The sequence below is a fragment of the Mucilaginibacter aquatilis genome, from assembly GCF_009755275.1.
GTDB lineage: Bacteria > Bacteroidota > Bacteroidia > Sphingobacteriales > Sphingobacteriaceae > Mucilaginibacter > Mucilaginibacter aquatilis.
This window is the reverse complement of the sequence record NZ_WQLA01000002.1, coordinates 139,202-164,942: the sequence shown is the minus strand read 5'-3', so window position 1 is coordinate 164,942 and position 25,741 is coordinate 139,202. Positions and strand designations below refer to the sequence as shown.

At 43.0% G+C, this 25,741-nt stretch carries 24 protein-coding genes; 7 read left to right on the top strand and 17 right to left on the bottom strand.

The genetic code is table 11. The annotated features are described in order from the left end of the window. Positions 1-155: 155 nt before the first annotated feature. The 15 genes from GO816_RS05245 to GO816_RS05175 all read right to left on the bottom strand — a co-directional run bounded on the left by GO816_RS05245 (position 156) and on the right by GO816_RS05175 (position 18,273). Positions 156-626 (bottom strand): Mov34/MPN/PAD-1 family protein, encoded by a 471-nt coding sequence (locus tag GO816_RS05245; RefSeq protein ID WP_157540310.1) that lies wholly within the window; start codon positions 624-626, stop codon positions 156-158. Then, complete coding sequence (locus GO816_RS18945) at positions 623-2,416, bottom strand: ThiF family adenylyltransferase (protein ID WP_157540309.1); 1,794 nt, start codon at positions 2,414-2,416, stop codon at positions 623-625. The genes GO816_RS05245 and GO816_RS18945 overlap by 4 nt, the downstream gene beginning before the upstream one ends. Before the next feature lie 13 nt (positions 2,417-2,429). Beyond that, positions 2,430-2,777, bottom strand: a complete 348-nt coding sequence (locus GO816_RS05235) for a hypothetical protein (protein ID WP_157540308.1) — start codon at positions 2,775-2,777, stop codon at positions 2,430-2,432. Between the two features lie 169 nt (positions 2,778-2,946). Next, entirely contained in the window at positions 2,947-4,317 is a 1,371-nt protein-coding gene (locus GO816_RS05230) for a DUF4236 domain-containing protein (protein WP_157540307.1), read from the bottom strand. A gap of 140 nt (positions 4,318-4,457) precedes the next feature. Then, a complete protein-coding gene (locus GO816_RS05225) occupies positions 4,458-5,096 on the bottom strand; it encodes an OmpA family protein (protein WP_157540306.1) in 639 nt (212 codons plus the stop codon). Further along, complete coding sequence (locus tag GO816_RS05220) at positions 5,096-6,661, bottom strand: hypothetical protein (protein ID WP_157540305.1); 1,566 nt, start codon at positions 6,659-6,661, stop codon at positions 5,096-5,098. The genes GO816_RS05225 and GO816_RS05220 overlap by 1 nt, the downstream gene beginning before the upstream one ends. Position 6,662: 1 nt before the next feature. Continuing rightward, positions 6,663-10,226: a hypothetical protein gene (locus GO816_RS05215; protein ID WP_157540304.1), complete on the bottom strand. Its 3,564-nt coding sequence runs from the start codon at positions 10,224-10,226 to the stop codon at positions 6,663-6,665. After that, a complete protein-coding gene (locus GO816_RS05210; protein WP_157540303.1) occupies positions 10,226-11,680 on the bottom strand; it encodes a hypothetical protein in 1,455 nt (484 codons plus the stop codon). Before GO816_RS05210 ends, GO816_RS05215 begins: the two co-directional genes overlap by 1 nt. A gap of 5 nt (positions 11,681-11,685) precedes the next feature. Continuing rightward, a complete protein-coding gene (locus GO816_RS05205) occupies positions 11,686-12,132 on the bottom strand; it encodes a hypothetical protein (RefSeq protein WP_157540302.1) in 447 nt (148 codons plus the stop codon). A gap of 7 nt (positions 12,133-12,139) precedes the next feature. Beyond that, entirely contained in the window at positions 12,140-13,435 is a 1,296-nt protein-coding gene (locus GO816_RS05200) for a hypothetical protein (protein WP_157540301.1), read from the bottom strand. A 93-nt stretch (positions 13,436-13,528) separates the two neighbouring features. Further along, the gene (locus GO816_RS05195) at positions 13,529-14,599 is read right to left on the bottom strand and encodes a type I restriction endonuclease (protein WP_157540300.1); all 1,071 of its coding nucleotides are present in this window, start codon (positions 14,597-14,599) and stop codon (positions 13,529-13,531) included. Between the two features lie 321 nt (positions 14,600-14,920). After that, positions 14,921-15,130 (bottom strand): hypothetical protein, encoded by a 210-nt coding sequence (locus GO816_RS05190; RefSeq protein ID WP_157540299.1) that lies wholly within the window; start codon positions 15,128-15,130, stop codon positions 14,921-14,923. 521 nt (positions 15,131-15,651) lie between these two features. Then, positions 15,652-16,317, bottom strand: a complete 666-nt coding sequence (locus GO816_RS05185; RefSeq protein ID WP_157540298.1) for a response regulator — start codon at positions 16,315-16,317, stop codon at positions 15,652-15,654. Between the two features lie 12 nt (positions 16,318-16,329). Then, the gene (locus tag GO816_RS05180; RefSeq protein WP_198171420.1) at positions 16,330-18,003 is read right to left on the bottom strand and encodes a tetratricopeptide repeat-containing sensor histidine kinase; all 1,674 of its coding nucleotides are present in this window, start codon (positions 18,001-18,003) and stop codon (positions 16,330-16,332) included. Between the two features lie 105 nt (positions 18,004-18,108). After that, complete coding sequence (locus tag GO816_RS05175; RefSeq protein WP_157540296.1) at positions 18,109-18,273, bottom strand: hypothetical protein; 165 nt, start codon at positions 18,271-18,273, stop codon at positions 18,109-18,111. A gap of 375 nt (positions 18,274-18,648) precedes the next feature. Here GO816_RS05175 and GO816_RS05170 point away from each other — a divergent pair, with 375 nt between their 5' ends. The 7 genes from GO816_RS05170 (at position 18,649) to GO816_RS05140 (ending at position 23,810) form a co-directional block, all read left to right on the top strand. Beyond that, positions 18,649-19,680: a hypothetical protein gene (locus GO816_RS05170; RefSeq protein WP_157540295.1), complete on the top strand. Its 1,032-nt coding sequence runs from the start codon at positions 18,649-18,651 to the stop codon at positions 19,678-19,680. Positions 19,681-20,308: 628 nt separating this feature from the next. Further along, complete coding sequence (locus GO816_RS05165) at positions 20,309-21,070, top strand: hypothetical protein (protein WP_157540294.1); 762 nt, start codon at positions 20,309-20,311, stop codon at positions 21,068-21,070. Between the two features lie 212 nt (positions 21,071-21,282). Continuing rightward, on the top strand, positions 21,283-21,552 hold the full coding sequence (locus tag GO816_RS05160) for a helix-turn-helix domain-containing protein (RefSeq protein WP_317163592.1): 270 nt from the start codon (positions 21,283-21,285) through the stop codon (positions 21,550-21,552). Next, positions 21,549-21,866: a hypothetical protein gene (locus tag GO816_RS05155; RefSeq protein WP_157540293.1), complete on the top strand. Its 318-nt coding sequence runs from the start codon at positions 21,549-21,551 to the stop codon at positions 21,864-21,866. The genes GO816_RS05160 and GO816_RS05155 overlap by 4 nt, the downstream gene beginning before the upstream one ends. Before the next feature lie 143 nt (positions 21,867-22,009). Then, the gene (locus GO816_RS05150) at positions 22,010-22,252 is read left to right on the top strand and encodes a hypothetical protein (RefSeq protein WP_157540292.1); all 243 of its coding nucleotides are present in this window, start codon (positions 22,010-22,012) and stop codon (positions 22,250-22,252) included. Continuing rightward, the gene (locus GO816_RS05145) at positions 22,246-22,815 is read left to right on the top strand and encodes a BfmA/BtgA family mobilization protein (protein WP_317163591.1); all 570 of its coding nucleotides are present in this window, start codon (positions 22,246-22,248) and stop codon (positions 22,813-22,815) included. The genes GO816_RS05150 and GO816_RS05145 overlap by 7 nt, the downstream gene beginning before the upstream one ends. 50 nt (positions 22,816-22,865) lie before the next feature. Further along, positions 22,866-23,810 carry a DUF5712 family protein gene (locus GO816_RS05140; RefSeq protein ID WP_157540290.1) on the top strand — a complete coding sequence of 315 codons (945 nt, stop codon included), beginning with the start codon at positions 22,866-22,868 and terminating at the stop codon, positions 23,808-23,810. Positions 23,811-24,104: 294 nt separating this feature from the next. On the opposite strand, the gene GO816_RS05135 is transcribed toward GO816_RS05140, so the two are convergent. Together GO816_RS05135 and GO816_RS05130 are read right to left on the bottom strand one after the other, a co-directional pair. Beyond that, entirely contained in the window at positions 24,105-25,223 is a 1,119-nt protein-coding gene (locus tag GO816_RS05135; RefSeq protein WP_157540289.1) for an HNH endonuclease domain-containing protein, read from the bottom strand. 111 nt (positions 25,224-25,334) lie between these two features. Further along, positions 25,335-25,694, bottom strand: a complete 360-nt coding sequence (locus GO816_RS05130) for a helix-turn-helix domain-containing protein (RefSeq protein WP_157540288.1) — start codon at positions 25,692-25,694, stop codon at positions 25,335-25,337. Positions 25,695-25,741 lie beyond the last annotated feature (47 nt).

The following is a 25,741-nucleotide window of genomic DNA, read 5'->3' as shown; positions in this document are numbered from 1 at the left end:
TTGGCTGGATTTTGATTCCAATTTATCTTTGAAAACGTCGAGTTGCCCCGGTAGTGTCGCCTGGTGAGCAAAATCCATATTTTCTTTGATAAACCATTGAGTAGCGTCCTTTGAATAAAATCAGGCATATTAATTAGTTGCCTATAATAACCCGTTTAATAGAAAATTACTTCTGCCTTATAATATATTGCACTTTTGTTTGGTCTACACACTCCGTATACCCAAGCTTTAAACTCTTTTTTAGGTGGTGCGGCGATCAACATGATTGGATTCGGTAATCGAGCCTCCTTGTAAGCCGCAATCTTTCTTACAGTAGCTTTATCTTGGTTGCTTAAATATGGGTAAGAATTAGGATGAGTATGCCAATCACCAAGATAAGTTATTCTTTGACCTGACTCCTCATATTTACGAGCAATTTCTTTTTTGTGGAAAACCTGATCAGGATGGAAATTATAATGTCCGTGAACTGCCTTTGAACCAGGACCTATAACGTCGGTAATTACCATTGACAAGCTATTAGCTCGATAGCCTAAGATTACACCCCCGGTTTCCTTTGGCAGCCATCGGTTACCGTTTTCATAGACAAAATCTATAACCGTCCTTTTAATCCAAATTTTGTATCTCACTTTGTTTTTGTATTACAATATGGACATTGAGGGTGCTTCTTTAGTTGGTATGATAGCCAAGAAGGGAATTTAGGATTTCCAAAGTCATCTACTAGTGACAAAATTCCAACATCTGCGTTTAAATCGTGGTAGCCGCCGCCTTCACCACTGCATAAGATGCCTACAACCTGGCGTACACCGGAATTAACAATGTTCGCTAACTCGAAACTGGCTCCCATAAAGGAAATATCGCCGCAGCCTGCAGCTTGTATGTCTCCATCACGGTTTAATGGTGGTACTGGAATTGTACCATCAACTAGCGAATACTGAAAACACATCCAGCAACCTTCAGTAATGCCGGGTACAATACGTAAACATACGCCACCCCAAACACCTGGAGTGCCATAAACACAGACATATGGGATTTTTCGCTGTTGTGCTTCGAGCGATAAAAAATGATTCACACCAATTTCCGCAGTTGCATCGTAAATCAGCGAAGTATCCGCTAAGATTTCCTGTAATTTTTGCTGATCTGGTGTATCTTCACCTCCAACCTTATAAACATAAGGACGAACCTCTGTGAACGGGTAATTACTATAAATATGTTCTTTAAGTGCATCTGCTTTGTACATTCCTGCATAAGCAACACCTAATGGCCATCTGACCGTAGTACCTGCATTGACTATATCATTATCAACAATTTTTAATTCTTTTACACCGTTTCTGGCAAATTCCAGAACAGATGGTCCACCTAATGCACCCAAGCCAAACACCGTTACCTTTTTGTTCACCAAGGGCTTTAAGGAAGATATTCTGAAACTTAGTTCAGCATTATTGATCCTGTTCGCCTTTGCATAATAATAATACTTCTCATTAACAGATACGATTTTCTTATTGATTATCTTCCTAACTGGCATAATGTATATTATGACAAAAAGCCACCCCGACGCTTGTTTCCCCGGCAAATGTTCTTCTGGAAAGGTCAATGCTATAACATTCTCTATCTTATAACCATCTTTAAGAACTACTGGATTTTTGGGCTTAAGAAGCTTTTCATTTTGATTGTCAAGCAAACCCAAAAACCATTTAAAATCTTTCATAACCTCTACATTGGGTGGTCGTTCATTTAATCTATAAACGCCACCGGTTAAACGTGGAGGAAACGATTCAGCTACTCCTTCTGGCAACCGGTCCAGTAATTGCTGGTCAATATCAAAACTTTCCAGGACAGTCATTCGGGTTGGTACAGATCCCGTTGGTGGTATACCTACTCGCATTGTTCCCAATAACTCTACTGTCATTTGTCCAAATGGCATAGAATCAAATGGTTCAGGATTAAAGGTAACAGATGCGTTTAAAACGCTGCGATAGTATTCAGAGACAGGTTCTGCTTGCTCGCCCTGAATTGATTCCAAGATGTGAGGATCTGTAATTTCGCCTTCAGCAAGTACTTTGGGAATCTGATCGATCAGAAAGTCAGCAAGTGTTGTCTCGGGCAACCAATTATTGGTTGCCCTGTTCAAGAGACATAAATTTTTGTGTAGAACATGCTGGTGTCTCGGAAGATTGAGCTCTGGCGCATAAACTTCCGGTCTGAAATAGGGGTAATTAGTCGGAAAGTTAACAGCTAATGAAAGCGGTAAAAATTTTAAAGGAACGGTTATCTTGCTTTGCTCGCTTATGGCGAGTTTCAACTGTAAAATACCCTTAGCTTCAAGTGCTGTATTTATTTGAAAGTTAATATGTGCTTCTTGAAGAGCCTGTTGCTCTTGTGCCCACCTTTCTGGGTACTTGTTATACCATGTTTCCACTTCGAGTCGATAATTAACCTACGTTACGAGTATCAGGAGGTACAGGCGGATTTTTAGGACCGGGACCAGGGTTAGGCGGAGGTGTGCCGCCACCAGAATGGTCATCGTCCAATCCTAAGCGTTTCATCACACAAGCAACGAATGTTTTTCTTGGCCGGGGTGCGGCAACTGAGTTGCAGCATTGCTTTATCGCACTACGGACATCCTCTTTTGATACGTCAGGATGATTTCTGTGGATCTTATTAATCAAATAATCTGATTCCCATGATTCCTCACATGAAAAATAACGAGCATCTTCCCGCTTTTTTTTACGGTCATCGTATTCTGACCAGTCTTCGTTTAAAAGTTTTTCTGTTGACATTTGAATAATTTTTATATATTATCCAAAGTTATCGGTTTAATAGACGGCGATTTACGGGAACCCGTATTTGCAAATTATTATCTACTAAGGCGCACTTGATGATCACTTTTGATCTTTAGTTCCTCTTAATTACAATGAATCCATAATCTTTGAATGGGTATCAATCTGATCAGCTAATGATCATTTTACTTTGCAAGTTTCCTATTTGCATTAGAAAGCCTGCAAATGCATCCATTGCACCTTGTTTAGATGTTGTCAGCACCTCGTAAATACCTGTATTAGAAGTAATTTCATACTGCGAATAAGCACAGATAGGAATTTGCCGGTTGTTATTGAAGCGCCGGTCTGGCCCTCCTCGCTTATTGACATAGCGCCAAGTATGATCTACAATTTGCGCATCCCGTGGAACACTTTCATCTTCAATAAAGCGCGAGGAATAGCCCTCAATCTTTATGTTCTTATAAAAGACAGCTGCAAATATATTTCCTCGTTTCACCAGCAACCGTTCTGGTAAAAAATATAATTCCAGGTTATTTAGTTTAATGGAGGGAATGGCTACATTAGTCACAAAGTAAGGTAGCGGAGCTCGGTTGCTAGAAATACCCCGAATAAGCGTTCTTTTGATTAGCTGACTAGCGCCAGCATTCCTTTTTAAATCAGATGTATGTTGCTTGTTTAGATACTGCCAGATTCTGGCGGAATTAGATAATGTAGCAAAGTGGCTACTAAATTGGTTGTAAAGATTTTTGAATTTTTCGTCCATGTCGTAGTGAAGCTCCGTTTCAAACCGCTCTCTGTCCTTTTTCTTTAGCCAAATGATTAGAATAGTGAAAATGACAGTAATTCCAACTAACTCATAACCAATATATAGGTCAGAGAATGTTGTATGGGTCTTGATTACCTCATCATAATGCACGTGTTCAACTTCAGCAAAGCGACTGCCAATGTAACCTGTGGAGCCATTGACGATCACCTTCAACCATTTATGTTTGGCTGAGTCAGCAAGCTGAAAGCGCTCATCACTTGTGGCGGATCTCAAGACAGTGGATTTTGCAGTAGGTGCTTTACGAATATAAACGCCAACAGGAGAAGTAATCCTTACAAATGTACTGTCTGTTCTGGGCTGAGTGGTCACACTTTGGGTACTGAATGAGGTGAAAAGTAGTCCCACAAGTAATATGAACATTGGAAAGTAGCCAAACCAGCGAGCATATGAAATCAGTTTAGCTTTCTGCTCCAACTCAGCGATAAAGTTTCCGGAATCTGTATCGGTCAACTGTTCAATAGCTGCGGAGGAAATGTGGTGCACATCATTTGAAGAGTCTAGCATCAATTCTGTAGACGGCACATAGCCTGAACTATGCTGGGAAGATATTTTCCGTCGATAGCTTATACCATGACTATTGAGATTTACGTAGGTACCTTTATGGCCAAAGTTAACGCGCGCTCCTTGTACGCCAACCGAATAACTAATGCCACTTTTCGAGAAATTAATTCGAAAAGGCCCGGCACCAAATGATTTGCGATAAGACCAGCTCATAAAATTTAGATAAGATTATGTTATATTAATTATAAGTGATTAAAGTGTTCAGCTTATTAATTGCAGTACAGCCTATCTTCTTAACATTCCTATTCGTAAGCAAAGCATTTTTGAGTAATTAGCATCCCTAAGTCGACAAATTATATTTTAAACTTCGGTGCGATTTGTATGGTAAACCTCCGGTTATTGTGTTCGACCTTGTCACGTGACTTGCCAAAGTAGCCACTGCCGACGATCAATATCTCACAGTTATGCAGCCCGTTGAAGCCATAACCGTTCTGTTGCCAGAAATTCTTTAGCGCCAAAGCCCGCGAATAACTAAGCTGATAACCTCTGTTGGGATCCAATTTAGAATTCGGTATACCGTGCCATAAGACAATCTCCGCATGCCCTTCAACCACCAGGATATAATTGATATTTGGGTCTTTTGCCAATTGCCGCATTTTACCGAAAAGTGCCTGTCCGGCTTCGCGTAATTGCCGAAGTTGATCAGGTCGCAGGGTTGCAATGTCTGCGCTATTTGGGGCAAAGTTTACGTCTATCATCAACTGGTAACGGTTGTTGACCGGGTCCAGCCGGAAATAGCGCCGGTCCAGTTTCTTTAGCGCGCTGTCGATCTGCCGGATGCGGGCCATCTGCTCTGCATTCGCTCTTAATTCTGTCTCGATCCGGTTAAAGTTCAGGTAACTGAGTACAAAGAGCACCAGCATAATGACGAACAAACTTGTCATGAGGTCGACATAGCTGGGCCAGAAATGGCTGCGGTTACTATTTTCCATCAAACTGTCTCCCTTTTTCCGAACCACCTCTGCCAAAGACTACGTTTGCCGTTCACCGGCCTCTGATGGGCATCCGGTTGAACAGTATTTTTGGTTAAAGCTTCATCTTCAGTGTGGTTGCTGCCGGACACAGCTTGCTCTACCTGGATCCAATTCGATTTTGGATGAGTCAGTGCGGAACGAGGCGTCTCCATAGGCGTGTTATCATGGCCGTTTTGAAGAGGCTGTTTAATCTGTGCTAATGAATTGACCTCTTTGTGTAGTTTAGTGATGCCTTCATTGATCGGTTTTAGATAAGTGAGATTTTGCATGAGGTTTCCTTCTGCATTAAAATCAAATGCCTGCTCGAAATCGATCTCGATCTTCCGTTTAAGCTCTGCTATTCGCTCGGCAGCACCTTTCAGGTATTGCTGAACCTCTCCGTAAGACTTGGACGCATACTCATTGATTAGGGCTTCCTTACTGTTGATGGCCGCCAACTGCTGTCGCACCAAGTTGATCGTTTCGCTGCCCAACATTTCAGAGTGCTGTATCTCCCTACCCAAGCCGTTGATATTATCTTCGAAGGCCGATACGCGGTTCATCAGTGCACCCAGCTTTTCCATAAACAGGTTCGAATCTTTAATCTGGGTGTTCAATGCCTGGTGCTCCCTAATGAATTCGGATAACATCGGTCCGGTATCCTTTAACTTGTCCAATACTTTGATATTAGCTTTGGCGATGCCCTGGTAGTCCATTTGCCTCAGTTCCTGCAGGAACTCTATCTGTGAATGGGTGTTGCTGTTGATATCCTTGATCTGCTCTGACATGCTCGATAATGCCGTCTGGAGGTTTTGAACGTTACTTCCAAAGTTTTGATCAAATGCCTTTAAGTTGCCCGCAAATTTTTGATTGAAGTCTACGATGTTGCTCTTTAACATGCTTAACGCCGAATACAGATTATTATCCAGGTTCGGCAGAAGTTCGCTCTGAAGGAAATTATAGTAGTTATTCTTATTCCGGTTACGCACTAAAACAGCGGCTTTGAAATCAACCACATTACTGTAAGTTGTAAGCGCCAGACCCACAAAACTGGCTATCATTGCAATACCTACCCCCAGTAATAATCCATTGATAGCTTGCCCCAGTACGGCGCTTTGTGCCAGCTGATCGCTACCCTTCGTGATGATGTGGCCTAGTCCCATGATCACTCCGATGAACGTCCCCATCAGTCCCAGATACAACGGAGTGGTAATCGAAGATGCAATTTGAGTTTCGTGAGATTCCGAAATTCGTTCAGATATGCTTTTGATAATGTTGAAATCCGCCGAACCTTTGTTGTTACGGAGGTAGGCGTTTGTTGCTGCCACGATCTGCTGGAAATCAGCAGAGGAATGGTCATCAGCCGTCAACTGCTCTACCGTGGAACCCTGGTAATCCAGCAGGATCAGATGATCGTCTTTTCGCAGGCTGCCAGGATACAAGTTGCCAAGTTTCCAGATGTCCTGCCGGGTTGAAGCGAACGTTTTGAACTGCCAGTAAACGATCACCAGCAGGATCATGATTTCTAAAGTATTCCAACCCATATCAATCAAAAGCTATTTTAAGTCGTTCAGTTACCACCCATTGGTCTCCGTCCCTCCTGAGTTGTCCGGGTGTTACGGTCTTCATCTGAATGTGAGTAGGATCGTCGGGAAATTTTTCACAAAAACAAACCGCTTTTAGCAATGAATCGAAGGAGTTGTAGGCACGCAGATGTATTTTAGGGTCTTCTATGATTTCAAAACTCGCGGAGTCTGGCTGACTGGTAGAAATAGAAATTTTAAAATTACTGTTGATACTCGGTTGTTCTGTGAGTGATTTTACTGAAAATAAATTGTCGCCGGCAGCAGCATTGGCAAACTTGACGATTTTAGGGGTGTGTTCATCCAGTTGCTTTTTACCGAGACGACTGATTTCAAACAGGAGGCCAATCAGCGGATAAAAGAATAAGCTGTCCGATACCTCTTCATCGTATTCAATTTTTTCCTTCCGGATACCGTAGCCCAAATCAAAATTACTTGCGGAGCGTGAAGTTACGAACTGCAAAAGCGCAGGCAGGTTAACATCTATGTTAAGATGGGATTTAAAAGGGATAATGGTATTCAGTTCCTGGATGACTGCGAACAAATTAAGAATGTTCCGATTGACACTTTCCTTGATCTCAGGTAAACGTTCCTGGATATCACGGTATTTTTTGACCGACTCAATTCCTTGAAAATCCAGTTCGGTGCCAATGTATGTTTCCGGTGTGAAACTGATATGCTGGTCTTTAAATATCCCTCCGAAACAGGTGGCCTCTTTGCGGTTTTCCAAAGGCAGGATCACTTGCAGCTTTTTTGAGCTGTTTTGGTAGACTTTATTGATGACAAATCCCGCAACCGTTGCTAACAACTCCTCGTCGCCGATCAGGTCTATAAACTTACTTCCATTGCCGCTAAAGATGATACAGCTCGGTGAAGGATGATTTTTTTGTTTTAACCATTGCGCGGTATGATAGATCAACGCACAATAGTGGATCAGGTATAATATTTTATAGGCAGGGTTCTTCAATTCCTCGACCACATGAAGTTTGTCATCGTTCGCGATCCAGAAGTTCAGGATCTCCTCAGAAGACATTTTGGAAAAATACCGGCTATTATCAGCAATTACCTTATCGTTGGCTTGCGCTACGTTATTTTGCATCGCATCCAATATCCCTAAATAGATGCCATTTTCCTTCGCATCTTTCGTTAGTTGATTGTGCCCGTTTGACCATAGCACATTGCCCGCAAAGTTAAAAGAGGTACCGATCCTGGGTAGATCGTTAATGAATAACATGGCGTCCGTTGATCCACCGCCAATGTCCAAAGACAACACTGAAGAAGGGTCTTTAACACCCGCACGTTTACGGAGATAATAGTATGGAGCTTCCGACTCAAATACCATATTTGTCGGTTGGCTGCTTCCCAAAATATTTTTTGAGTGGCGGTTCCAAATTTCTTTATAAGCGTCCCGGGCTGCATTAGACATGCTTTGCGGTATGAACCAGCTTAATTGCGTTGCGGCCAATTCACCATCGTTCAAAATCGTTTTATAACGAATCAGGTAACAAAGTTCTTTGATGAAGGAATCAACGCGCGCCTTTGACCCTTTATCCTTAGAATTGGTAATATCCCACTTGATATTTGAGATAATTTCCTGGGTCATGGCCGCATTGGTATCCAGAACGGCTTTCTGATAAGCAAAGTGGATGTTAAGGTCGCTGAATAATTCAAATCGATTAATGTCCTTTTTTTGGAGTACAGCTGTACGGAAGGGCATGCCGAATACACTGTTCTTTTCTTTGAGTAGCACCGGTGGTACGAACTCCTGGTTGATCACACTGTCATTCAGCGCAAACAGGTTGGAATTTCTAAAGGTGGATAACACGGTCTGACCGCCAACCTGTTTCTGCGGTTTTTGCAACATCACCATTTGCGAATCTGATTCACTTATATCAAAAGGAACCGGTGTGGATTGCTTTTGGGTATCATCCGTATAGGCAATGAAAGTATTGGTCGTACCAAAGTCAACGGAATAGGCAAACGCCTTCCGGCCAGGTGCCTTTTCAACCCATTTAGGTATAATCAAACCGTTTACCTGGCCCAGGTCAAAACCCGAAGGGAAATTTAATTTGATAATATCAAAGCTGGTGTTGTTCAGCTCATAGTAAATCGTAGCTATAGCATCCGGGGATTCGAAGCGACGCCGTTCTGCCCGTTTGGCGTTGTACAGGTCAGCCTCGGCATTAATTTTTTCGAGTTCGCCATTAGCTATTTTATAAAAATCCATAGAAAAGGCGGCCGTGCGAAGCGTACCAATGTCTGCTGAGCCTCCGTCAATACCGAATAACACTTTGTGGTAGTTATTTACTGTGCCATCAATCTGGCCATTAGCATCTTTGAGGCGGACAAAAGGGAATATTCCTACCGTGAAATTCAGACGGTAATCCGTTTGAATTTCAACGATTTTTCCGTCGCGTTTATCACTTCTGGACGCCGTGTAAACCTTTGATTTACTGGGCGTTGCCAGGCCACCTTCGTAGACCACCTTTACACTATCAGGACCGATCAGTTCGTAAGTGATCAAATCCGCTATCTTTCGAAAGTTATCCTGGTTCAGGAAACTCTCCGCTATAGGCAACAGGAAATCGAAATCCCGTTCAGCATCATCTGACTTGTATTTGGCTGTATAAAACCGCGTATCGTCAATGCGATAATTGACCTTCACAATATGATCATTGAAAATATCAGCGGCCCCAGGATCGTTGTTGGCTTGGAAAAGCTTGTTGTTTATCTGGAAAGGTGTTCCGCCTTTCGAAGATACCGGTTTTACCTGCGAACGTCGGTGGGTATGCATATCTTCTATTCCTTCAGCTTTCAGGTACGCCCACATATATCTTGCACTTTCCCTCAAAGAAGGATTCTCAGAAAAGAAGTCTAACAGGTACTTTTTAAAAGCGTCATTTCTTGCCTTGAAAGGCCTGATCCTTTTGAAATATCCGATGTTGGTACTTGGATTAATGAGGTCAAAACCATTTTGATAACGCTCACTGACAAATTCCCCTTTTATTTTGTCGAGATTAGAACTGGTGAACATCAAGGACATCGGGGAGGACGCACCGATAACCATTCCATTGTATTTAATGATCGAAAATCCGTTAAAGTCAGGTGAAAAATCCTGATTCAGAAATAGTTTAAGCGTTTTGGCAAATGCCTTCCGACCTTCACTGTTGAGCTGCAGCCGCTGAAGGTCATCCGCACGCCATTGTTCGATAGTTAATGCAGCTCTTTGTGATTCGTGATATTGCCAGTTAAATACCAGCTCCAAAGCGTCTAAACAATCTGACACCAATTCTTTATAAGCATGAGAGGAGCGGTCTTTCTTCTCCACAATGTCCTTGCACACAAAATTGAAGGCGGTTTCAAAAATATGTAGGCGCGAGAAAGGGGAAGGTATGGAGTTCAGGGAATTAGCCGATTTAGCAGCTTTATCCAGGATACCGGTAATCGCAGCCTCACTCAACTTTTCCGTTGGGGACCAACCTGAGGCGAACTCGCCTGTAGCATCGAATATATTAAAGGGCTTCATCAGTTGGCTTGAATTTTGAATTTATCTTTATTTACTTTTTCTATGGCTTGCTGCGACAGTACGAGGTATCGGCTGAATTTGGATTTTTCCGCGATGTCCGATACAGTACTGCGAGAGGTTTCCATGCTGTTGATATAATTGGAACTGTCCAGCTTATTTTTCGTAAAGAAATTTATCTTCTCGTCGATGGTATTACCTACAATGAGTTTATGAAAGCGGTCGTCGGGAATATCAAGATTAAGCGGCGAGAACCGACGGTCATTTTCATTGAGTTCCGTCATCCACTTTTGAAAGAACCCATTGATAAACTTCTCCAATGCAACTACGGCATCTGATCGGAAAAACTGCGTATCGAATCCTCCATTCTTAATAAATGTGGCGTCGGTATGATCCTTAAAGCTTTGGTGTACGCTACCGAAAATGTAGAAGTTGACCATTTCCAGATAAATTTGATCACGGAGCTTATTTCCTATATTAAAAAAATGTATGGGCGAGCTGTTTTCACCTGGCGTATAATGAAAATATTGAGTTTGGTGTGGGGTTTTGTCAACTTGATGGCAAAAGTCTAAAATTGCCGAAGCCCCAATGAGTTCAATAAGATGCGCTTTGTTTTCTTGAAGCTTTTCATCATTTTTATAAGGCCTTGACTGTTCGTGCAGATCAGCGAGGTAGTATAATGCGTTTACGCCGGTGAGATGTTTCTCATAATAGGACAGCGCAGATTTGGTCTTCGTAAAAAAGCTGTTCGAATCGATATCACGATGCTCAGCATCATCTTCAGGGTCGGTCAATTTAAAATAAGGCATGACCGGCAAGGCACCGATCGGCGCGTTCTTGATATATTTGTTATCACTCTCGCGAAGGTTTTTGACGAGCAAAGGAAATCCAGCAGCTCCGGTACCACCGAAGATTGAGCTTACAATAAAGATCTGATCACCATCCGAGAAGATTTTTTCGAATGTCGTATACCAGGAAGCTTCGTCAAATTTGTTCAGTACTACGGAGCCGATATTAGGATTACCCTTAAAACCGACCGACAACGGTGTGTCAAGGTTTCTCTCGCTATACAACAACTCCATCAGATCCCTATTGATATCTCCTCTTTCTAAAAGATCAATGCCTAAGAAATGTCCGAAGGTATGGTCAATACGTTCATCGAAATCGAAGCCTTTCGTAAAGCCGTCTTTCACAATATCATTTAAGGAAAGTATCGGCGTTTTGAAGAATGCACGATCGGCCGGCCTGAAGTTAGGATATGCCTGTTGACGGATGTCTGCGTAAAGACTGATAAGTTCCCGACAATCTTTAAATTCCGGCAGGTCTTTATGTGGATCGATAAAAATGGGGACGATTTCAAAGCCATTGCTGTCGACACCGGTAGCTAACAGAAGAGTTAGCGCTTTAAGCACCCGTGACCCGGTACCGCCTATGCCGAAAATAAATAATCTTGCCATAATTTTTAAAATGGTGTTCTGTTTGCTACGGAGAATTTTTTAACAATTAGAGAAGTGCCGAAAAAAAGAGCTGCTGTGTATAAAGCGTTAATTATCCCTAGTCCAAGACAATATTTGAGCGTATGAAGACTGTGGAAACGGCTTACCGTGGCAACACTTGTCAGCGTGGTCAAGGTGAACGTCAATAGAGCGGCCGTTAATAACGTGTAGATCCAATATTTTAGTTTAAAACCAAAACCGCTACCGCCACGTTTGTTCAGCATGAAATAGTAATAGAATAGTGCCCCTGCTGCAATAAAGAGCAGGTAACACATAGCGTACAGGTACAAATCCTGGATGAAGATGTTCCTGACGACCGTGGCGTCTTCCTGTCCCTCACTTGCCCCGGCTATAAAGTGTCCCCAGGTTGTACCGGCGATCCATTGAAGAAAGCTATCGTATAATGTTTTCATAGGCAGTCTATAAAGAATTTTTAGTAATGAGTAATTTTAAGGGACGAACCAACAGCCAGGGTTCCGTTCCATAGGCATTGTCTAGACCATTCACCAGTTTCGAAAAACCAGTGGTCCGTTTTCGTAAAGGGTCATCTACATTATCGTTGATTTCCTTTATCCAGGCTTGCGAGTGCTTTTGGATATTGATTGAAAGGACATTATCATCCTGTGTTAGTTTTTCAACTTTAAGCTTGATCAAATGTGTAGCCCCGGTTGAAAAAATCAAATTTCTATCAGTCGTACTCTTGGCATCGGGTTTAAGTGACACACCAACAAGACTGACCTTCCCGCCCGGGCACTCGACTCTGAGGTGTTTTTTGAGGTAGGCTGGCTGTTGGTATGCAGGAGGAAATGCACTTAGATTAATAGCGACCGGGATTATCATTGGGTCTTCAGATCCGTCCCATTCTGAGTAACTATAATAGTTATGATCAACCTCGCACTTAGTTGCCATTGCAGAGGCCACGGGTGAAATGTATGGAAGAATTGAATAAACAGGGGCGGTTTCAGTTATCCCATGAGTGACTGATTCAAAAGCAGAAAGACCTAGCTTAATTCGCCTACTAACCTCGCTCACTAGATCAGGAGCTCCTATAATCCAGATGTAATATGGACTGTTAGGTTGCAAACCTGATCTTGTGCGAAAGTTAAATTCAGAAGAAAGTTTGATAATTTCAGACGCCCAGGGCTTTTTATAGAATCTGCTCCGTACATCAGTTGTAATCTGCGTCAACAAAGCCGGTGACTGATCCCCCGGTGAGAAGATAAGGTCTGAAATCAAAATTGAAACCGTTTTCTTATTCCAATTATGAGTTATGTTGTCTATTATTTGTGGAATGTCCGTTTGTTTACCAGCCTGAAATGATCCGGAATTTAGCAATTTCTGGAAAGTCGTCAGTTTGACTGGTTGCGAAGCTTGGTTCCTGGTAGCGGTTTGAAAAATCCGAAAGTCCAAACTTTTCTCATTACTCAGACGTGATGCAATATCCCATACCGTTGATTGGAACTGAGTCTGCTTTTTAGGTAGCATGAAGCCGAACATGCTTTGTGACGTTTCCAGGTACAGGTCAATGCGGTACTTTCCCGTAACCTTTTTTGCCGAAACAGCATTTAGGCAGCTACCCATCTGCGTATCACCGGAATTAATCTGAGTGCTTTTACATCCCCAAACACAGAGGATAAGTCCGATCAGCCACATTGCATAATACTTATATGGAAATGGCAGACAATTACAATTCGGTGTAGTATTGTGTCTTTTCATTAGATCTCTTTTGTCGATGGATGTTTGTCAATATAGTTGCGTTGAAGATTATGGCGCTATGCGGTTCATGATCCATGCATCAATTTATTGAGGCTACTCTAAGTAATTTTTTACAGCTAGATGCAATTGCTCTTTTAAGGCAAACAAACCCTCTAAATCTGTTATATCATGACGCGTAAAATTCTTGTCGGCTCCGGCAATGCCCACGCTCAGCTTTTTGGTGTTGAAGTAAAAGCGGCAGATCGGCTTGCGGTTGTTGTCGTCCAGCAGAATGGCGCAGTAAGACTGGGCATCCCGCATCACTATCCTTTTGGTATCTATCACCTCGGCCAAAATGGATTTGACCATCATATGCCCCATGATCTCTTCCGGTGTGGTGACGATCTTGTCGTCAGTTTCCGGTAATGCTACTCCAGCCTGGGTTGGCTTTTCCAGCATGGCTTCGGGTAGCGCGTCCACTTGTAGTACGGTCTTTAGCTTCTCATTAATGATGTCACTCACATATACCGCACAGGCCGTCTTGGTGATAGACTTGAACTGTTCCAATACTTTCTGTGTCATGGCACTTGGATAGACTTTTTTCGCAAAATACCGGACAAAATCGTCTGTAGGCTCCGAGAAGTCCTGGTGCAACAGATGCTTGATCTGGTTGAGGAACTTCAGTTCGCTGGCCGTATTGGTGATGTTGTCGACGTTGAAATAAGACTTATGGAATTTTTTAAGTTCCCCGATCTCATTTTCTTTGATATCCGTGATCTTAAATTCAAAGAATGGTTTATCATCCATTTTATTGGGTGTAACCAGGTCAGTGTAAAACCGATAGTCTACGCCGTTCGTCAGCAGGCTGAACTTGGCGTCTGTCGTATGAAAATAACGGAACAACTGAGAATTGTGAGGATTCAGGTCCTGTGTATAGTGTTTGCACTCGATCAGGAGGATAGGCTTACCTTCACTGATGATGGCATAATCTACTTTCTCTCCTTTTTTAATGCCAATGTCGGCCACGAATTCCGGGCTGACCTCGAAAGGATTGAATACGTCGTATCCCAACAGCTGTATGAACGGCATGATCAGCGCGTTCTTGGTCGCTTCTTCCGTTTGTATTTGCGGACAAAGCTTGTCGACACGTGCGGCGAACTGGAGAATGGAATCTTTGAAATCCATGAGTTGTAATTGGTTGGTTTATGGTAAAGGATTTAATACGTTATATTATCTATTTGATAAGTGGGAGTGCATCGTTATATTAAAATCTGCCTAAAAAGTCACTTAGGGGAAACGCCAGGCGGTCAATTGCCGGCTCCATTATTTTCGTATGCGTAAAAATTGACGCTCTTGTAAATAGTAGCCAGCCAAGTAAAGTGTCCATACTGAGGCCGGCTATGAAGGAAGCAAATAGTTCCATCGTGATCAGGTGTTAGGTATTAGTATTTTAAGGTTATACTTATTTATTCCGTTGATGACCTTACTCTTTTCGCTTAGGCTGATCTAGTCTTCCCATTTACATAAAGTTTTCCCGGTGGTTTTTGCATCCTTCACGGTGACCTTTTTGATGCGGTAGTTGCAGTTGCTTAATCCGCGGCAGGTTGAGGTCAGGTGATACTTCTTGGCATATTGACTATCACACACATACACCTTTGAAGTATCCGTGGCAACAGGCTTCAAGCCGACCAGCAAAAACAGGAACAGTGTTTTCATAATTTATCTGACTGGACAAAATAGCTGTGATGAAATATAGATCGCCAACCTCAATGATTTAACTAAAAACGGGTTGATGTATAATCTACTAAGTTTCATTTCGGATTTGCGCTAGCTCTTGTGACAGGTCGGGGAGCAATAAGCGCAGCCGTCTGCGCTGGGGTAATGCTTTTTGGCAGCGGCCACCGCCGTACTGCATGTATCATGGTATCCCAGATCAATCTTGCTGATCACCAGAGGCAAATAAAAACAGCCTTCCTTGTGAACTTCATGGTCACCTATGATCGGCTGCGAATTGGTATTGACGTAATATTTTGGCATAACAGCTTGTGTTTGAATATTCAAAGGTAAAACAGCTGTCGCAGTGTGGTTTACGGGAACCCGTAAACCTTTAAATTTATTATCGCGGTGAGATGAGCGTGGAAATCGCGTGCAATTGTTATTATTTACCAATACCTAAAAGCAGCCATACTCTATAAAGTTGCGGCCTTCAGGCGGGCTTTGATGCTGTACGAGGATAATTATAGAAGACCTGCATCTTTACAGCAAGCCACCAATTGCTCATTGTTAGTGAAGCCCAAAGATTCCCTCATGGTATTCAATTTCTTCTCTACGCTACTCAAACTGGAAGGGCGTATATTTATTTCTTCTAAAAGCGCAGGTATCTCTTTCTGTCGGAAACCTTTAGAAAGTAAAGTAATGAGCCTTAGATCGTAGTCGGTAAATTGATATACCGGCCCTTTTCTTGGAGAACCACTCAGTTGCGATGGCATATAAATGCGTCCCTCACAAAGCTTTCGGAGCGCATCAGTAAGTTCCTTTGAATCTTGCCTTCCTTTACACACATAACCGTTGATCTGCAATTCATCAAATAGCGGCCGAATGATTTCCGGCTTATGTTCTCCTGAAAAGATCAATACCTTTGTCCCGGGTTGTAGTGCACGAACCTTTTGTATGAGTTCTTTGCCATCTTTGATGGCAGATGAACGTCCTTCATCAACAAAGGACAAGTCTGTGACCAGCAGATCATAAGGTTTTCCGTTGCGCTGACCGATCTGAACGCGCGAGTAAGCCTCATCGCAGTCATATACGTAATCCGCATCGGTTTCTGAAAAGTCTTTAATGATTTTCCGTAAGGAAATGCTGGTCATCTGGTGATCTTCAGCGATCAGAACGCTTTTGAACATAAGGTAAAAGTATTAGGCAATGGGTATTGACATCGTAATAACCAATCCCGCCCCATTGTTACTGTCAAAAGTAATGGAACCATTCATCGTCTTTATACGGTTTCCCGTATTATTCAACCCATTTCCAAATTTCGTTGGTTGGGGAAGCCCTATCCCGTTATCCTGATACCGGATATGTAAGCGAACATGGTCACGCTGGAATCTAAGGACCACCCGGTCAGCATGGCTGTGTTTTTTCATATTGATAAGGAGCTCTAACAAGATATTCTTGATCTCGTTAAACGTGGAAACACCTATGGCATCCCAGGTGCTGGCCTCATTCCCGGCGGTGATGATCGTAATTTGGGGATTACTGAACGATGTCAGCATGTCGGTTATTTCACGATCGAAATCTTGATAGTTGAATTCTAATGAATGGTTATAGGAGATAGCCCGGGATTGTTTGTAAAGGATATCGATTCTTGTGGCCAGTATTTCCTTGTCCAGCTCTGGCTGATGTTCGATCTCCGCCATCACCTGGTAGAGACCGTTCGCCACTACATCGTGGATCTTTTTGGAAGTGCTGAGTTGGTAATCCTGCAATTCTTGTTTGGCTTTCGCTTCTGTCTCCACTTGTTTTCTGCGGGATCGTTGCGCAAAAATGATCCCCCCTGCGATCGCCATGGTCAGGATAATGAATATGACTGCCCATTGTTTGGTGATCTGATAGTTCTTCTCGGAGTTTTCTTTTTGTAGTCTGAGCTTGTCCGCTTTGTGTTTTTCCGTATTGTAGCGGATCAAAGCAAATTGATTTTTTGCTGCATTCCGCACAGTCTGTAAGCTATCATTTAGCTGATTGTAGCGAGCAAAGTATGCTTTCGTTAATTGACCCGGGCTAAGCTTGATCAACTTTTGTAGCGCTTCGAGCTGATCGTCGGCACTGTGCAGGCGCTGTGCTATAGCATACATACGATCTGCATAATTAAGCGCGGAGTCCGGCCTTGAATTCATATAGTAATCAGCCAAATGGGCATAGCTGGAGTTTTGGCCCCAGAGATCTTTTTCACGCTGCCGAATGGCCAGGGCTTGCCGCAACTCAGGGGCTGCAGGATAAGTATGATCACTGAGCCATTTGGTCGTTGCCATATTGGTAAGTATCCGCGCATAAACTTTAGCTGTCGTGCTCTTTGACCTGATAGCCTTTTGGTAAAGCTCCAGAGCCGGACCATATTCTTTTTTGTGCCGGTAAGCATTGGCCTGGTTATTTAAAATAGTAGGAATAAAAGTGGAGTCTTTGTTCGAGGAAAGCGCCTGATCGTAATAATCGATAGCATCAGTATAGTTTCTGAGCTTGGTAGAGGACATCCCCAGTTCATTGTAATTGTTTGCCAGATCATTCCGCCCCTCGGCATCCCGGGCATTCAAAAACTTTAGAGAAGAGGTAAGACTTTCCTGGCAACCAAAATAGTCTCCGGCATCAGTTTGCAACATCGCCATGGTCGTGTAAGCGAGCGCGACCTGCTGGCTATCCGGAGATTCCGTGACGACCCTATTAAAATAGTAAAATGCAGAGTCCTGATCGGTACTTAAAAAAGCGTAAGCTTTATCATAATTTCTATAATCGGAAGCAGGTAACGGAGTCCCTCCCTTCCGGCAGGAGGACATCGTCAGTAGGATACTGCTTATAATTATAAATATTAATTTCAAGAGGGGAAACTTTGTTCCGAAAATAATAAATACTAAGTAGAGAAACGGAACATTAGAAAATAAAGTAAGGCAAGTGTTACCTTGCCTTACTGGGTACATTGCGTACTAATTGCGAATAGGATGCGGCGGCGGCGGTGGTGGAAGGTGTCCATCATCTCCACCAGTATCTTCATCGCCTTGAGTGGTAATTATTGTTCCCGGACCGTGAGGTAAATTTGGAGGCACAGGACATCCTAAAGCCAATAATATGGCAACTAATATTTCTAACATTTTTTTACTTTTTAAAGGGTTGATTACTATTGCAGTCCACCACGGCTCTGTCCGTGCGCAGCGCTGCAAACCGGGCAAGCATTACTGCCTGCATGTTTTTGGGAAGTAGTGAGCGTTGATGGCAGAAGTGGTCTCCCGCTTCCCAAGCCGGGTTTCCGCTGCTGCGCTCGCTGCTCACTGTTGTTACCGGTTGAGTGCACAAACCCCGCTAGCTATCGAGGTGTCATCCGATGACGAAAGCAAAAGTAGGGTGACATAAACAGCTTTCTATCAAACGTTTCCGGTCTTTCCAATCATTCCGGTTGCGTTCCTACGGAAATCCGTAAACACCGGTTTAATTCCTAGATTACCTTTAAAAAATATTTAAATTTGTTGATGACCTTTGCCGAATATCAGTCACAAGTGCTGGAGCATTACCAGAAAGAGCAGGCGGCTGGCAGGCTTTTTTTTGCTTTTCCGCACCCTACACCCGCCAGGATCAAAGCCGGGTGCATACAAGTATTGGAGACTAGGTTCGAAAGAAAAGATGAATCTTTTTTACGATCCTATTTTAAAATGGGGAACAGCCAGGATTTCGGCCCTGCCGTCCGAAAATTCGATACGGACAAGTTCCGTCCACTGAATTCTTATTTAAGGGACCCTGCAAGAAATCCGGGCCCTGAACATATACAATTACTGGCCTGGCTGATCGATTTTCCGGATAGACCTTACAGATCTAGTTATGAGTTATTAGTTGAACCACCAGCCGAAGCCAAAACATCAGACATGTGCACGTCTTTAATTAATAGCGAGGTAAATGATGGGTCAGGCAACGACGCAACAGAGATCGCGCAACCAGTGGTTCACGAAGAAGAAAAAAAGGCCTACCAGGTTTTCGAACCGTCGGTGTCCGATGGAATTAGAGATATGGTTGACCGCACCAATGTTAGCCATCAAAAAAAGTCAGTTTGGACAAAAAAAGCACTGTATGCATTATATGCCACCCTGTTGTTTTCAGTTGTTAGCGTGTTTTGGTATGTAAATACTGCTAAAAGGCTTCCGCAAACCGGGATGGTTGTTCCTGTAATAGGACAAAAGGGGTGTGTTATTTGGACGGATGATCATTACGAGCCGGTATCCTGCAAGCAGGCGGTTAATGGTCTTGGCTCTTTTGGCTTAGATGAAAGCACGGTAAGGAATTTAAAGAGGATCACGCTACCTGATACCATTACCTCTAAAAGTGTAAGAAAAGTTTGGTATGTGAAGATTGACGGGCATTTGGAATATTATACCGCTGCCGGTTTTCATCCGGTTCACACCGAACGGCGTTTAAAGCTACTAACATCCTACATGTATAATAAATACCTTTTTCATTACGCCGACAAGACGGATCAGCAAGCTGGCTTTTTGAATTGGTTTAGAAATTAAGTGATGCGTATCTGCGTACGGGAGACGTTTGCTCTGCCTCGGTTGGGGTATATCTGGACTTGTGGTGCAATTGAAACACTCTTCGTTCTACTCGAAGTTGCTGTTCCGCGATTAGCGTATTTAATATGTAAGGTGCGGTCGTCAAAGTATGTCTGTCCAACTCTCTGATCGCCAGCTATGACGGCATTCATAATTTATCCTTTAGTGAAACAAAAAATACCTAACATAAAATTACTGATCCCGAACGGTGTACCTAAAGGAATTGCAGAAACTGATCATCGTAGTAGTTGGGAGAATATCAGCCAGTTCGACAGGGACAAAATGAAATAATTATTTAATAGGCATGAATCCAATGACCTTGCGGCCATGTTGGGTTTGATTTAGCCACTCGGTAAATATTCTACGCTTCAGATCCTCTCGTTGTGATCAAGTGTTTTAACTCTCCTTTAACTGCCCTTGATCTGCCATTAATGAGTATAGTTTACCCCTGTAAAGAAATCCACAACATTTTCTGATCAATTGGATTTTCGTCATCGGGGCCACAACTAGTATGTTCAACGCAAAATTGTTAGCCATCTACAATACTATTGTTTAGCCAAGTTGTTAACTTTAGGTTAAAGACCAACCTATGCGAGAACAATACTTCAAACACCGCGCGCCTTTAGATTTTAACAAAGACACCCATGATATCGGCCGACCTTTCTTTTGGAACAAAAAAGTCGAGGATAACCACTTTCTTAACCGGTTATATCGTAACGATGAGCAAGAGTTTGATACCTTGTATAAATACCACCTCCAGTTCTTTCTATCGAAGTATGATAACGCAACCGAACAGGAGTTTTTCAGATATGTTTGGGAGGTCATACAGGATGCCATTGCACAATTAAGACATAAGGACAGGTATGCCTCCGGCCATGCACGCCATTTTAAGGACAAGTTTCATCTTAACAGGTTTACCGAATACCTGCAAAGCATCGACGAATGGAACCTCGGCCGTACCCAGGCTGAAATTATTGCAGACAAGGAAGGGCAAATTAAAATACTTAAAGAAGAGAATCAACGTCTTAGGGACGAACGCAAAGAGGCTGAGAAATGGGAAACCGATTTTCCTATCAACATTGCCAGTGGCCATTTTCTAACGGTAGTCGACTTGTTTAAGAAAATAGCAGAACTGAAGGTCGACGACAAGGAATTGGTATTTTCTCAGATGCCCATCACCTGGGCGAAACTGATCTGCCGGTACTTTCAGGAAGACGGGGAACCTATCAAGTTCGACCGGGTACGGCGCTACTATCCACGTGACCCCAATAAACCAAGCGGCCGCTCATCTGCTATTCCCTTCGAAAACCAACACTTCAACATCATTCCCGCAAAAAGCAGGGCGATTTAAGCCGGGGCTTCATTTGTGTTTTTCTTTTGTAGGCAAACATCACTAATTGCCGCTATACCATTCAGCGCCCTCTTTTTAGCACTATGCTTTGCTTGCCGTTACCATAGCTTAGCCTATGGTAATCACAAATAGCGCTTCGCCCACACCTTTGTTTCCGTATCCCGCAAGGATGGGACAAGTAACAATTAAACGATTTAACGAAGGAGGCGATTGTGCAAGCAAGTGAATTGATCACCAAAGAGGACTTAAAGGAATTTAAAAGCGAGCTGTTAACAGCAATTGAAAAGCTCGTTCAACTAAACGGACAGGGCCAGTCCAAAAAATGGCTCAAAAGTAACGAGGTACGAAAGCTGCTCAAGATATCACCCGGTACCTTACAGAACCTGCGCATTAACGGGACACTGAGTTATACCCGTATCGGCAGCATCATGTATTACAAGCTGGAAGATATTAACAAGCTACTGGAAGGAGGCATGCAATGAGTACCAATGGTATTGCCGCCAGCGAGCTTGCCGGTTACAGCAAATTACTCAAACGTATGAGCACCGACGAACGGCTGAACGCGACTCATGTCGGCCTCTTCAGCGGTCTGTTCGTCCACTGGCAGCGCAACGGTTTCAAAAGCCCGTTCTCTGTCACAAGAAAGACGCTGATGGCGTTTAGCCGGATTGCTTCCATTGCTACTTATCACAAGTGTATCAAAGAGCTGGATGAGTACGGCTATATCCGCTACCAGCCTTCTTATCATCCTAAAAAAGGTAGCCAGGTTTACTGGCCTGCCGGGTGGATGGCATAGCTATCGGTTCAGTTACATAGGTATACCGGTAGATAGCTGCGTAGGTATATAGCTATGCTGCTGCATAGTTATACAGAGGGATAGTTACATAGGTAGGTATTAGATAGTGATGTATGGCTATATCGCTATTGAGTTAGATAGCTATGCAGATGCATAGCTACTTATGCTGCTTAAAGCAGCATCAAAAGCCAAGCGGCAAAGTGTCGCTCCGCGAAAGCGGGGGGAGCAAGCGGAAGTCGGGCGCACCCGACTTTTTCCGCTTGCCCTGCGGGGCTAAGGCTGTTTTACGTATACCTGCGGTATACTTTGCCCCCCGCCTAATATCAAAAATGAGGATTTACGTATACCTGGCGGTATACTGGACTAAGGAAACGGAGGAATGGTAATGGATCACACCGTTAAAGATGAGAATATCAAGAGTGTACGCTTTTCGGTAGATACGGATGAGAAACTGACGAAGCTGGCTTTAAAAAGAGGGATGAGTAAGCAGCAGTTCGTGGTGTGTATGGTAGACTATTTCTATAAGACTAAGAAAGATCCAAAGGACTTAAACGATGAACTGTTAAAGAATGCCATTAACCGGAAGACCGATAATATCATAGCTTTTATACGGACACAGGAGAACGATTTGTTGATCCCAACAAGAAAAGATACTGAATTGGTGCTCCGTAGCCTGCAAGAGATGGTGAAGTTTCTAAATGAGTACCTGATCGGTCATAACCAGACACAAGCCGATATTCTCAAAGAGCAAAGTGAATATTTGGCGGAGGTCTTTAGGTTGGTGAAAAGGCTTGTTGAAGCCGAACAGGATAAGGCAACGCTAAAAGCTAAGTTCCTTAAGCTGCTGGGGTACTACATCGAACACAGGGAGCAAATGAATATGATGACCAGCAAAGCGGAAAAGGATGCTTTGGTAGCACATGTACAGGAGCAGGTTCGTAACCTGTGATGGCAGGTCATAAAATTAGATTTAGTAGAAAACAGAAAGGTTAATGAGTAATGCACATCAATATCACAAAAAGCGAGACCGGCAATAATAAAGGAAGCAGCGGTCAATTGGTGGCCTACCTGGAAAAGGAGAACCGTTTGGTTCAGCCAAACATGAACAAGCTAACCAATGACTTTAAAGGAACCTTGCTACTACAGTTACAGCAGCCGGAGTATTGGTTCAACCACGAGCGTAAAGATATCCGGCCTTATGAGGTAAGGCAGGGTATCGATCAGAATGTGGCTAAGCTTTCCAGGGATGATGCCAAATTCTTTTTGGTCAATATCAGCCCCAGTGAAAAAGAGATATTACATCTGAAAGCCTTGTATGGCGAGCAAGGTGCAAGGGAACAACTCAAGGCCTATGCAAACGAGGTTATGCACAAATATGCAAAGAATTTTAAACGGGATAATATAAATGGCAACCAGGATCTGGTTTATTTCGGCAAGCTGGAGAATAACCGGTATTATACCTATAAAGACCTCGAAGTGCGGAAAGGCAAAGCCAAGAAGGGAGAACCCAAACCGGGCGAACAAATGCATGTGCAGGTCATTGTCAGCCGGAAGGATGCCAGTAACAGTATCAAGTTAAGTCCGCTCAATAACTCCAAAGGCAGCAATGCTGAGCATAGTAAGAAGGTCGGGCAATTCGACCGGGTTGCTTTTAAGCAGGTAACGGAACAAGTATTTGATAAGCTGTTTGGGTATGACCGGGCGGTAAGTGAATCATTCAATTATGCAAATGCTTTGAAGAACGGCAGCTATGAGGAAAAGCAGGATGCGCGGTTAGCGAATAAGCAAGATGTGGCCACGCGTCAGGGTCAACTATTCAGCCCGATTTCTTCGGGTAGTTTGTTAGGGGAACTATTACAGCCCATTTATATCGCACCTGAACCGGAGCCTAAAAAACGAAAGAAAAAGAAGGGTTACGGCTATGGTGGCGGACCGAGTAGATAGTAGTAGGAATGCAGCTGCGGCCAATGGTGAGATGCATCACGCGCGTTGCGCAGGGTGCATCCCGCCATCAGCCTCGCCGCCCTTGCAGGAATGAAACTCGCTTCGCTCGTAACATACCTGCTTTCGCCGGATGAAAAAAGGCACTGCACCGCTGACACAAAGGTAACACCGCAGGAAAGCCGTCAAGGGTAAACAAGCTCGGCTATCGCCTCGCCCTTGACAGCGTCCCTGCTTAGTGTTGAGTAGCTGTTTACGCAGTGCAATGCCTACGTATGCGCAGGGATAAAAAATCAATCAAACAGCTGGCATCCACTCATCGAAGCCTCGCGTATTGATCAGGTAATTGCAGCTGTTCTTTAGTTGGGAGATAGCATGTTCCTGCCAATTAGGGTCTTTACTATCGCCGGATAGAGCTACACGCAATTCCGTTTGAAACCGGTTCGGTTTTGCATGATCCAACATCGACCAATAATCTTTTATTAGCGATTGTTGATTTTCAATAAGATTTATTGAGGGAATCTTATCACGTTTCTGATTATTCAAACTCGGATGAACAGGCAGAAGGTTCCAAAGATCATTATTTTTCCAAACAGTAAAAGGAATGATGTGATCTATATCATAACGTGTTAATTTCTTACCGCTCCAAACACAATATACTGTTGTTCTGCTTTCTAATAGACTTTTATAAAAAGCTTTGGAGGCAGACACTTCCCTTTCAGTGATAGGGCTTTTAAGAACTTCGCCCAGAACTTGTGGAATGGAGAGATTTTTACCTGATGCCTGCACAGAAAACTCTGCCCATTTAAAAAGGATTGCATCCTGACCTCCGATGAAACTACCCAATACCCTGAAAGCGTCAAAATACTCAATGGGAATCGAAAAACTTCCAAAATTGTCAATAAGGTAATTGATGTCAAACGTTATTGAAGCTTTTTTGCCTTTAGTGGGTTGGTATTCATAAAGGCCATATTCTTGCCCGGTAACTGACTTACCAATATAACGCATCGGCATTTTGGTAATCGTTTGAGCGATTTGTTGCGTTAGCGTTATTAAAAAAAGCTGCTCAGCTATTTGGAATTTGCTCCCGATTAGGTTAGTATAAAACGCCGATAATCCGCCATTCCCTTTATATGCATCCGTAAGCGCTTTTAAATTCTTTCCAAACGCAATATCGGTAGAGCCATTTATTTGCGGTATTATCGTTTCAGATTCAACAATAGGATAATAGTACAGCAACCATTTCTCGATCAGCAAGCCTAATGGAATATGGGCGCGGCCATCATAGGTCTTAATGAATGGTGAGTTTTCATTAATAATATCAATAGTCCCTCTAAGCAATGCGAGTTTGTAGGTTGTTGATTTGCTATCACGCTCAATGATCCGGCTGATATTGGCGAAAGTCTTATGATCCATTTGGCTATAGTTCTATAGCACGGAGACATGTATCCGCTCTATTTCAGTGATACCATGCGGAAAACCGCGAAAAAATAATTTGACCATCTCTTAGGTATACAACCCTTGGGCTTATTGCTTGCCTTTCAGTAGCTCGATTTTTTCTTGCTCGCTTTTGAGGAGGCGTTCATAAAGTTCAACTATTTTGTCAATTGGGTTAAATTGATAATTGATTAAATAGCTTGTATCGTTAAACGTATTGCTTATATTAGTGAATACAGCTTCCTCACTAAAGTTTCTTATAGCTTCTGGGCTAAGTCCTAAGGCAGTCGCAATTTTTATTAAAGATTCGTCTTCAACATTTTCGCTCTGTTCAATCTTAGAAATTGCCTGTTGGCTGATTCCTAATTGAGCAGCTAACGCATCCTGTTTCATTCCTCTTAACTCCCGAATGCGGCTAATTTTTCTGCCAATATGTATCGTCTCTGCCATAAATCAAATATAATTAAAAATTCGCTGCGTTCCATACAACCTGCTTG